The organism is Soonwooa purpurea (assembly GCF_053891095.1).
Genome location: NZ_JBSSMA010000007.1, coordinates 151,155 through 162,185, shown reverse-complemented (window position 1 = coordinate 162,185; position 11,031 = coordinate 151,155). Strand labels below are relative to the sequence as shown.

The window sequence follows — 11,031 nt, the reverse complement described above, 5'->3', positions numbered from 1 at the left end:
ACAAGAATCAGATCCTTATGAGAATGCCATAGCCGAAAGAATTAATGGAATTTTAAAACAAGAGTATGATATTGATAAATCTAATGTAGATTTGAATACAAGAAAGATTTTGGTCAAACAAACCGTAGAGATTTATAATGAGTTCAGACCACACTTGTCAAACCATTATTTAACGCCGATGCAAATGCACCAACAACAAGAATTAATACCAAAAACGTACAAAAAGAAAAACAGTACAAATACGAATATATGTACTGTTTAAAATAAAGTTTTATTGGTCTAATCCTGTATCATTTTTTCAGGACGTTACAAATTTAAGTATTCAATATAATTAATCGATTTTGATGTTATCGATTACTAAATCATAAGCAGCATCTTTACCTGTTTTAAGAGAGAAAAGATCTTTACCTGCGGCTGTTTGTATTTCTAGTCCTTCAATATTTAACGTAATTAAAACCCATTTGCCTTTAGTGTCAATAGCACCATTATATTGGTTTCCATCGGCAATAGCTGGTTTAAGAATAACATTTTTATCTGTAAGTGCCCCAACATTAAATGGAGTGTAAGCGGGTGTTCCTGAAGGTTTATTAACATTTAAAGAAAGGGATTTTCCAGATGTACCTTTAACGTAGAATGTAATTTTTTTCGCGTTAGCAGGAATAGGATTATTAACAATCGCTGTAAATACATAGTCGTTGCCTGCAGGAGTACCTTTAATTTGCAAAGCATTTGAGTTCTCTCTTCCAAGGCCAACACCTTGTGTAGCATAGGGCTTGATGCCAAATCCGCTATTAATAGAAGAAATAAATTCTGACCAGCTTTCAAAATCCGCACCTTTGAAGAGGAAATTAGCGGCTTCTGTATTACCTCCTTCTTCGTTGCCTCCACCTTCAGTTGGAACGAAACGATCTTCAGTAAAGTTAATGTCATTAAGACCTCTAATATACATTTGGAAGTTAGCGTTATAACGGCTAACAACAAATGTTACATCTCCACTCTTTGAAGGAATTATTTGAGATCCAAAAGTACAATATCCAGAATTTCTTAATACTGTAGAGCCTCCAGTAGCATCAACAATTTTGCGATCTGTATCTATACCAATACCAGCAGAATAGTCTATAAATGTTGTGTTAGTATCTGCAAATTGTACTTTTGGTACAGTTACAAGTGTATTAAGATATTTATCGGCTTTAGCATCAGTTAGATTTTTTACCTTTGTGGGAACTAGCTTTGCAATGTCTAGCCCATTACCATTACATACACCAGCAATATATCGAGAGAATAATATGCTAGGTATACGACCAATTGCATATTGTGGATCTACAGATCCTATTTTTTTGGTACCTCTATCTACTCCTAATACTAGACCGTTTGCCTTGATTCTAACGTGTGCTCCAATTGGGAAGTCAGCATAGTTGGAAGACTTGTCTACCTCGATAGAAAGTCCAACTGTTGGATTTTCCGGCTTATCCTGAATAGAAATTGTTTTATAGAAGTTACCATATTCGTCAGATGATACGATATAAGCATCAAAAATCACAGCAGGTCCATCTACAGGGATTTTGTATGTTCCAGATGGAGCTAAAGCTGCAAAATCAGCCATAGACATAGTAGGTGCATCGAATTTGTTATTACAAACAATCGGTGGTGTTTCCCAGTCATCATTCTTTACACAAGATGTAAGTGCTGTTGCTGTAAAAACAGAAAAAATTACGGTTTTTAAAAGTGAATTTATTTTCATTACGATATTTTTAAATAGATTAGAATCTGAATTGTACATTTACAAAATATGAACGTCCTTGTGTATACCAATATTTAGGTGAGAATAGAGATTGTGCTCTATCATAATCCTTAACATATCCATCATATTTAATGTTTCTACTCTGCTCAAATCCTCCAGTAATATATTTTTTGTTATCTAAGATATTATTAACTGTTGCAGAAATTAAGACATAGTATTTACCTATCATCCAAGATTTGCCAGCATTCGCATTAATAAAGAAAGAAGAAGGTAGTTTTGTAGGAGCCATTAACCTGCGCAAGCCTTCTGGTGTAACATCTGTATCAGGTGTATGTGATGTACTATTTTGTACAAAGTTTTCTGATCTCAATATTGCAGAAGGATCTAAGAAATTTTGATCTAAATAGTTCCAATTAGCACCAAACCACCAATATTTTGGAGAATTATATCTAAATCCTAAAGAGTAGGCTTGTTGAGGGGTTCCTCCTAATTTGTAATCCTTAAGGTTTGCCTTTCCAAAATCAATATATGGTTGGCCATTAGAAAACTCTCCGATTGCGTCTGATGCAAAATAGATTGTTGGATCGTTTTGATACGTATACTGTCCCACACTAGCCAAACCTTGTAAAGATAAAGTTGGTGTAATTTTATAATCAACACCTAGCTCTAGTCCAATGTTTCTCTTTTCAACATTTGACATAACTTGTGTTAAGAATGCGCTCTGGATTGGTTTTGATGCATCTTCGCTATCAAATTGCAATCCATCTGCAAAGAATCTCTGGATGTTAGTTTCGTTTTGTGTGTCAACCCAATAGCCTGTAAGTCTTAGCTTCAGGAAGGGAGTTGACATAACATAACTTAAGTCATTTGCATTTACAATTGTGTTTTTGATATTCGGGGCAGTAGATGCATTTAGCCTTGGGTTGATGTATAGGTCTTCTAAGAATGGTGCTTGCGAAAAATAAGAGCCATTATACACTATGAAGTTACGACCATCAATTTTATAAATAGCTTGTCCTTTTATTCCGAAACTCCAAAAGTTTTGATCGCCACTCTTTCCATAAGAGTCTTTATATAAATAATGCTTAAATAAGCCCTCTCTGCTAGAAGTAGTGTATCCTGCCATTGCAGAAACAAATACATCAAAATTTCCTGGTGAGAATTTTAATCCAGGATTAACTTTAATATCTTGTCGACTAAAAATATAATTGTACCCAATTCTATCACCTACTTTTTTAGCAACAGAACCGTTTTCTAAATCTAATTCGTTTAATAAACCAGATGTCCCAGGTTGGTTGGTTGCAGCAAAAGAGTCTTTGTTCCAAGCAAAGTCTGCGCCTAATAGATCTTTTACTTCACGATATAGTTCAGATTTATAATTTTGATATGACAAGTTTAGAATAAACCTAGTTTTGTCATTAAAGTTGTATGTGTAATGAGTATTAGCATTCCAGATTTTATCATCGCTCACATCACTGACTTGGAAGTATAATGCTCTACGACCAGTTGTTCCGTATTGTGAAACGGGAGCTTGGTTCATGTTGGCCTGATACATCGCATCCCAATTAAGTTGAGTGTATGTAGGATCTCCATTTTGCCAAAGTTGTGTAGCTGTGTTGTAAGCATCTCTTGCTGTTGCCCATTTAGTAGGATCATTAGGATCAATAACTTCCATAGATGGATCCATTGATAAGAAGTAACTAGGCAGTCTTCTATAATATGTTGGAGAAGGATTGCTTACATTTTGCCAATCAAGTCTAGCACTCTTATCCTTTCCAAATTGGTAAGATAAAGTTGTTGTTAAGCTAGAGTTCTTATTGATTTTCCAGAAATCAGTTAATTGTAGAATTGGCTGGAAGCCAGAACGAACCCTTTCACTTCTTTTTTCTCCATTTTGCCATCCCCAATAAGAGTTGTAATGGACACCTCTTAAATCAAAAACTTCTTGAGTACTTGGACTCGCTGTAGATCTTCTGTAGGGGGCGCCAATAGCATTGAAAGTAATAGTGTGCTTATCAGATAGTTTTTTTTCAATTCCTAAATAGCCTCCCCAAGCATCATAGAAAGTTCCTTCTTGTATGCCTTCTTGTGCCCAACGTCTCGCTGCCATTGCTGTAATTGCCCAGCCATTTTTTGACATACCGGAAGAATATCTTAAAGAAGCTCTATGACGATAGTTTCTGTTCGTTAAAGAATAGGTCGCTTGGAAACCTTTTCTATATTCAGAAGCATTTGTGTATTTATTAAGAACAGAACTAGCCCCGCCAAATGTATATTCGGAAGGCGCGTGATTTGCTGCGATTTCTGGATAACGGGTAATCTCATTAAGCCCCCCCCAGTTAGAAAAGTCCACATTCCCATTGTCAGCTTTTACCATGCTTACACCATTTAGCATAGTTTCGCCAGTTCTTCCATCAATTCCTCTTGGGCGGAACCAATAAGCTCCTAAGTCATAACTTGCTAACCTGCTAAAAACATCTTGAGATGATTGTAATAAACCAACAGTTGAACCTTGGCTTGAGTTTTCTTCGTCTCCAGAGTTTTCAATAATTGCAAGTCCCTGGTCTGCACCAGTTAGGGATGAATACAGGGTAATCACACCTAGATCTTTTCTTTTCTCAGTCGTAACGTCAAATTCCAATACTTTGGATTCATAATTGGATTTTGAAACAACAATCTGATAATGACCTGGCTTAAGATCAACAAATTGGAAATATCCAATTTTATCAGCCGTTACATCATTGCCTTCTCCTTTTAGGTCTACATTAGCCCTTTCTACTGGTTTGCCTTCAGAGTCTTTAAGATACGCAAACACAGTTGTTTGCGCATAGTAAAATGATGCGGGCATCAATGAGAACAAGGAGATTAATGATAATTTTTTAATCATACTTTGAACTATTTATATTCTCTTTTTAATACTTAATTTTCAATACATTATGAATCGGGGGCACAAATGTACTTAAAAAAAATATATTTAATAATTATTAATATCATTTTATGATTAATTTTAGTTAATAAAGATTTTTTAATCTTATAAAATTTTTAGATTTGCTAACAAGCTATAAAATAATATAGTACATTTGTCGTCCTTTAAAATTTATTAAAACTTATATCAATGAAAAAATATCTAAGTATTTTTACTTTAGCTCTTGGATGTTTAATTTTTGCTCAACAAAAAGGGCAATTAAGAAAAGTAGCAACCGTTGGTTTTCTAAATGTTGAAAACCTTTGGGATACTATTCAGTCTGCTGATTATATCGACGGGACAAAAGATAAGAGTAATCCATCTTTTCATAGAAGCATTCCTATAGATTCTATTAAATATCTACAGGTTGATGAAAGCTATAAAGGGGAATGGAGTGATGAAGCACTAAAAGGCAAACGTGTTGTTAAATATCAAGGAGGTTCTGAAGAGTTTACGCCTAAAAGTGCTAAGAATTATAATCATAAAATATATAAGCAAAAACTGGAAAATGCAGCAAGAGTTATTTCTGAGTTGGGGTTAAAGCAAACAGGAACGGCTCCTGCAATTGTTGGACTTTTGGAAGTAGAAAACCGTCAAGTTGTTGAAGATCTGGTTAAGCAACCGAAACTTGCAAAATATGATTATGGAATTATTCATTATAATTCTTATGATTATAGAGGTATTGATCCTGCCTTTATTTATCAAAAAAGAAGATTTACACCTACTAATTCTTTAAAGAAAGAAGTTAAAATTTATGGTGAAGACGGTAAAAGAGAATATACACGTCATATATTAGTCGTTACTGGGATGTTAGACAATGAGCGAGTGGCATTATTTCTTAATCACTGGCCATCAAGAAGAGGAGGAGAAGCTGTCTCTTTGCCTAAAAGGAATGCGGCCGCAGCAGTATTAAAACAACAAATGGACAGCATTAGAATTAAAGCACCAGATACAAAACTTATTGCAATGGGAGATTTTAACGATGATCCTGTAAGCTCAAGTCTGAAAAATGTTTTAAAAGCAGTTGCATCTCCAAAAGATTTGTCGGAGTCTATGCCATATCTTAACTTAATGTATCCTTTATATAAAAAAGGTGTTGCTTCTTTAGCTTATCAAGATGCACCTAACTTATTCGATCAGATAATAGTTTCTGGAAATCTTTATGCTCCTACAAATGAAGTTAAAAAAGATTATACTGTTTTAAGAACAGAAATCTATGCCCCAGATTATTTAATTAATAAAGAAGGAAATTATAAAGGCTACCCTTTTAGGTCTTGGAGTGGGGATAAGTTTACGGGAGGATTTAGTGACCACTTCCCAGCTTTTGTTATATTACAAAAAGAACCATAACATTTGGATTAAAACAACCACAAGCATAAAAAAGAGGCTGTCTCAAAAGCACTCCCTCTCTCGGACTCCTGTCTGACAACTTTTGTCATTTAGAAGATTCGCAGAGCATCGGTTTGCCTTTTGAGGCAGCCTCTTTTATTCTCTAAAAATATCTAGTTTTTAACTAGCAATCGGAAACCTTCACCATGCACGTTGATGATTTCTAAACCTTCATCATCTTTAAGAAGTTTTCTCAGTTTAGCGATATACACATCCATACTTCTGGCGGTGAAATAGTTTTCCTTTTTCCAAATTTTACGAAGTGCTAAATCTCTGGGCATAAAGTCGTTTCTGTGAAGACAAAGTAGTTTGAGAAGTTCATTTTCTTTTGGAGAAAGTTTGTATTCTTTATCGCCTACACGCAATTGTCTTAACATAGAATCGAAGAAAATATCACTGATTTTGAACTGTTCCTGATCTTCGTTTTCCAAAACAGCACTGCGTTGCAGAATTGCTTTAATCTTGTATAAAAGAAGCTCCGTATCAAAAGGTTTTGTGATATAATCATCCGCCCCAATCTGATAACCTTTCAGGATGTCTTCGCGCATATTACGCGCCGTTAAGAAAATAATTGGTGTGTTTTTATCTATTTTTTTGACATCTTCTGCTAATGAGAAACCATCTTTTTTAGGCATCATCACATCAAAGATGCAAATGTCGAATTCTTTTTCTGTGAATTCTTTTAGGCCCATCTCGCCGTCTGTGGCTAATGTAACTTCGAAGTTATTGATGCTAAGATAATCTTTTAATACTGCACCAAAACTTTGATCGTCTTCTACTAATAATATTCTGTTGCTCATAGCTTTATTATTTAATGGTTATTGGAATACTAATTCCTTTATTGTATTGTTTATTTCTTTAACCCATTGGCAGTTTTACGGTGAAAGTGCTGCCTTTATCTTTTTGCGAATCCACTAGGATTTGTCCTTTGTGGATTTCTATAATCTTTTTAACATAGGACAAACCAAGACCTTGTCCTTTTACGTTGTGGATATTTCCGGTTTCTTCGCGGAAGAATTTTTCAAAAATTCGAGCTTTATTTTCCGCATCCATTCCCATGCCTTTGTCGGAAATTTCGATAACATACCAGTTGCCTTCGTTTCTGGTTTTGATGTTGATTTCCGGAGTATCTGGCGAATATTTGTTCGCGTTGTCTAGGAGATTAATCAAAGCATTAGAAATATGGAATTCATCAATTTTAAAATTATATTGTTCGGCGGTAAAGTTGGTGCTCAAAATTCCGTTTCTCTCTTCAACAATTAGCCTAAAAGATTCTGTGATTTTTTTTATCAACTCACGGACATTGGTTTCTTTTAAAAACAATTGCATTTCGTTGCGTTCTAGTTTTGACATGTTTAGAACGTTTTCTACTTGCTTTTTCATTCTTAGATTTTCCTGCTTTATCAAGCCTGCATAGTATTTAACTTTGTCGGCATCCGTTGCTATTTTGTCGTTTGATAAAGAGTCTGTTGCCACAGAAATCGTTGCTAATGGGGTTTTGAACTCATGCGACATATTGTTGATAAAATCTGTTTTGATGTCTGCAATTTTTTTCTGACGCATCATATAATTAATGGAAATAATATAAATGCCCAAAATTGTTAATAGCGAAACAAAAGTCCCCACCAACATCGGTAGATTATGTCTTACCAAAGAGTAATCTTTTCTTGGAAATACCAATGCCAAGGTGTACAACGTATGATCTTTGCTGTCTGTAAAAAGTGGATAAGTGTAATTGGTTTTGTCCTTTTGATCCAGATAGGTGTTGTTGCTAAGGCTTGTTAACTTGTTGGTTTTGTCAATAATACCGAAACCAAATTTGGTGTCGATACCTTTTAATTTCAGTTCTTTTGTCAGGACAGAATCTATTGTTTTGTTATCAACTCGTTTTTCAATCGGAAGATTATTACCATTGAGTTTTGCAAATTCTTTTAATTGAAAAGTGCTGTTGTCCAGGTCTTTACTAATTTGTGAAGTCAGTGGTTCTGGCGTTTGTTTTTTAATTTTATAAAGTCCTTCGTCTTTGTACAACTTGGTGATATTAAGTGAGTCACCGTGTTTCGAAATCGGAATTTGCTGTTTTTCGATAATGCTTTTTTGGAACAATATAGAGGTTCTGTTAGCTGAGTCTTTGGTCTGTTGGATGTAGGTCTGCGTGGGTTGGTTGCTGCTTACAATCTCGCTTTTTAAGTTGGCGAAATTCTGGTTGTAATATTTGTCAACCTCGATTTCTTGTACTTTTTGTGAAGAGGTTTCTAAAGCCGAATATACTTTGTTGGAAAAATCTTGCTCTAAAGCACCATATAATTCTTTAATCCAATACAATTGTAAAGAGACGAAAACTATTAAAGAAATCGTCATAAATACAGAGATAATCGGAATGAATTTATTGTTCATTGAATTGTTTTTGAAAAGTTAAAATTAAACGATTCCATACAGACATAACAAATATTGTGCTAAAAAAATAAATTTTGTTTCTTAAATCTTATTTTTTTAACATTTTTTCGTGAATTGTAAATGTATCGAATTAGAATGAGTTGAAAAACTGTGACTTAGTCATTCAAAATTTCCTCATCTTGGAAATATTGTATGATTGCTTTTTTCATTAAAATGCTTTGCTCATTGGGTTTTAACTCTGGAAGATCATCCAAAATGTCATATTGTGGCCAACCATCTACGTAATGCGTGAACTTAAAATAACCAAAAGGTTCCAAAAGTCTGCAAACCGCGATATGGATAAGGTTAAGCTTGTCGTCTTTGGTGTACTTCTGTTGCCCACTGCCAAGTTCTTGCACGCCAATTAAAAAAAGCATGGTTTCTATAGGTGGATGTTTTTCGGTATCAAATTGGGTCTCGAAAAATGATTCTATTTTTTTCCAATATTCTGCTTCATTCATATTAGTTCATTTTATCAATTTTTAGTAAAAAAGCATATTCTAATGCAATTTCCTTTAAGCTTTCGAATCTTCCACTGGCGCCGCCATGACCAGACGACATATCGGTTTTGAAGATTAAAATATTGTTGTCGGTTTTCATGTCGCGCAGTTTGGCTGTCCATTTTGCAGGTTCCCAATATTGTACTTGCGAGTCGTGAAATCCTGTGGTGATAAGGCAATGCGGATAATCTTGTGCCGCAACATTATCATAAGGCGAATAAGACTTCATATACTGGTAATATTTTTCATCGTTTGGATTACCCCATTCGTCATATTCTCCCGTTGTTAAAGGAATGCTGTCGTCCAACATGGTGGTAACCACGTCAACAAAAGGTACTTGCGCCACAATACCGTGGAAAAGATCGCTTTGCATGTTAATCACAGCGCCAATCAAAAGTCCTCCAGCACTTCCGCCCATGGCATATAGATGTTTTGGAGAAGTGTAATTAATATTGGTTAAATATTGTCCAGCATCGATAAAGTCGGTGAAGGTGTTCATCTTTTGGAGCATTTTTCCGTCTTCGTACCATTCGCGACCAAGATATTCGCCACCGCGGATATGGGCAATTGCATAGATGAAACCTCTGTCCAAAAGCGATAATCTTACATTTGAAAAACTAGCATCGATGGTTACGCCGTAACTTCCATAACCGTATAATAATAGAGGGGTTTTTTCGGATTTTTTGGTGTCTTTATGATATACTAGCGAGATTGGAATTTTCTTGCCGTCGCGCGCGGTTGCCCAAAGTCTTTCAGAAATATAATTTTCAGAATTAAATGTTCCGCCCAAAACTTCTTGTTGCTTTAGTAAAGTCGAATTTTGCGTTTCCATATTATATTCGAATGTGGAATTGGGCTTGGTCAAAGAGGTATAACCATATCTTAAAATTTTGGTATCAAACTCAAGGTTGATTCCGATGTAAGCCGTATATGTGGGATCCGAAAATTCTAAATAATGGGATGTGTTATTGCTATGATCGATGATTTTGATTTGTAAAAGACCTTGCTCCCTTTCCTCAATAACGAAAAAGTTTTTAAAAATTTCAAAACCCTCCAATAAAACTTCTTCACGATGCGGAATGTAATCTTCCCAATTTTCGATACTGGGTTTTGTAACTGGGGTTGTTACGATTTTAAAATTGGTAGCATCATCAGCATTGGTTATAATGTAAAACAAATCGCCATAATGCTCCACCGAGTATTCTAAATCCTCTGTTCTTGGCTGTACGATGGTCCATTCTGCGTGTACATTGTTTGCTGGGATAAAGCGTTGTTCGTCCTCGTTGGTGCTAGAGGTTGCTATGAAAATATAGTCTAAAGATTTGGTCTTGAACAAGCCAACATCAAAAGTGTCATCTTGTTCATGATAAACCAAAACATCATTGTTGTTGCCTAATTGATGACGGAAAACTTTATCGGCTCTTAGGCTTTCATCTTTGGTGATGTAAAAAACATGTTGGTTGTCGTTTGCCCAAACGATTTTCCCTGTATTGTTATCAATTTTATCAACGAAAGTTTCACCAGTTTCAAGATTTTTAAAATTAATCTCATAAATTCTGCGACCAACTTTATCAAAAGAATAAGCGAGGATTTTGTTGTTTGGACTAACTGTTAAGCTTGCGATTTCAAAATATTCTAAACCTTCTGCAAGAAGATTAGCATCCAAAAGAATTTCTTCGGCATTGTCCAGGCTGTCTTTTTTTCTTGTGAAAATAGGATACTCTTTGCCTTCTTCATATCGGACAATATACCAATAGTCATTGAAAAAATATGGCAAAGACTCATCATCTTTTTTGTAGCGCGCCTTCATCTCTTCGAATAATTCAGTTTGGAAGCTCTGCGTATCGTCCATTATGAAATCCGCATATTTGTTTTCGTCCTCCAAATATTGTATGACTTCGGGATTTTCACGCTGATTCATCCAGTAATAAACGTCATTACGTTGGTCTTGATGTTTTTCGATGTTATGATTAATTTTCTTTGCTATAGGTGCTTTCATA

At 35.0% G+C, this 11,031-nt stretch carries 8 protein-coding genes; 2 read left to right on the top strand and 6 right to left on the bottom strand.

Translation table 11 applies throughout. The features are described 5' to 3' along the window. On the top strand, window positions 1-262 hold a 262-nt coding region (locus tag ACVFVN_RS08700), incomplete at its 5' end, for an integrase core domain-containing protein (RefSeq protein ID WP_456234964.1). A gap of 69 nt (window positions 263-331) precedes the next feature. Here the strand turns inward: ACVFVN_RS08700 and ACVFVN_RS08695 are convergent. Together ACVFVN_RS08695 and ACVFVN_RS08690 are read right to left on the bottom strand one after the other, a co-directional pair. Continuing rightward, the gene (locus tag ACVFVN_RS08695) at window positions 332-1,741 is read right to left on the bottom strand and encodes a DUF5689 domain-containing protein (RefSeq protein ID WP_456234963.1); all 1,410 of its coding nucleotides are present in this window, start codon (window positions 1,739-1,741) and stop codon (window positions 332-334) included. Window positions 1,742-1,760: 19 nt separating this feature from the next. Beyond that, window positions 1,761-4,628, bottom strand: coding sequence for a carboxypeptidase regulatory-like domain-containing protein (locus ACVFVN_RS08690; RefSeq protein ID WP_456234962.1), 2,868 nt, complete (start codon window positions 4,626-4,628; stop codon window positions 1,761-1,763). 228 nt (window positions 4,629-4,856) lie between these two features. Between ACVFVN_RS08690 and ACVFVN_RS08685 the strand changes: the two genes are divergently transcribed. After that, a complete protein-coding gene (locus tag ACVFVN_RS08685; RefSeq protein ID WP_456234961.1) occupies window positions 4,857-6,056 on the top strand; it encodes an endonuclease/exonuclease/phosphatase family protein in 1,200 nt (399 codons plus the stop codon). 152 nt (window positions 6,057-6,208) lie between these two features. Here ACVFVN_RS08685 and ACVFVN_RS08680 read toward each other — a convergent pair whose 3' ends face one another. The 4 genes from ACVFVN_RS08680 to ACVFVN_RS08665 form a co-directional block, all read right to left on the bottom strand. Next, window positions 6,209-6,895, bottom strand: a complete 687-nt coding sequence (locus ACVFVN_RS08680) for a response regulator transcription factor (RefSeq protein WP_165134735.1) — start codon at window positions 6,893-6,895, stop codon at window positions 6,209-6,211. Window positions 6,896-6,953: 58 nt separating this feature from the next. Then, a complete protein-coding gene (locus ACVFVN_RS08675) occupies window positions 6,954-8,492 on the bottom strand; it encodes a sensor histidine kinase (protein ID WP_456234960.1) in 1,539 nt (512 codons plus the stop codon). A 155-nt stretch (window positions 8,493-8,647) separates the two neighbouring features. Continuing rightward, on the bottom strand, window positions 8,648-8,992 hold the full coding sequence (locus ACVFVN_RS08670; protein ID WP_456234959.1) for a hypothetical protein: 345 nt from the start codon (window positions 8,990-8,992) through the stop codon (window positions 8,648-8,650). Window position 8,993: 1 nt separating this feature from the next. Continuing rightward, complete coding sequence (locus ACVFVN_RS08665) at window positions 8,994-11,030, bottom strand: S9 family peptidase (RefSeq protein ID WP_456234958.1); 2,037 nt, start codon at window positions 11,028-11,030, stop codon at window positions 8,994-8,996. Window position 11,031 lies beyond the last annotated feature (1 nt).

Coding starts and splice junctions, on each gene's coding strand:
- ACVFVN_RS08695 (WP_456234963.1), bottom strand. CDS start 1,741: ATGAAAATAAATTCACTTTTAAAAACCGTAATTTTTTCTGTTTTTACA.
- ACVFVN_RS08690 (WP_456234962.1), bottom strand. CDS start 4,628: ATGATTAAAAAATTATCATTAATCTCCTTGTTCTCATTGATGCCCGCA.
- ACVFVN_RS08685 (WP_456234961.1), top strand. CDS start 4,857: ATGAAAAAATATCTAAGTATTTTTACTTTAGCTCTTGGATGTTTAATT.
- ACVFVN_RS08680 (WP_165134735.1), bottom strand. CDS start 6,895: ATGAGCAACAGAATATTATTAGTAGAAGACGATCAAAGTTTTGGTGCA.
- ACVFVN_RS08675 (WP_456234960.1), bottom strand. CDS start 8,492: ATGAACAATAAATTCATTCCGATTATCTCTGTATTTATGACGATTTCT.
- ACVFVN_RS08670 (WP_456234959.1), bottom strand. CDS start 8,992: ATGAATGAAGCAGAATATTGGAAAAAAATAGAATCATTTTTCGAGACC.
- ACVFVN_RS08665 (WP_456234958.1), bottom strand. CDS start 11,030: ATGAAAGCACCTATAGCAAAGAAAATTAATCATAACATCGAAAAACAT.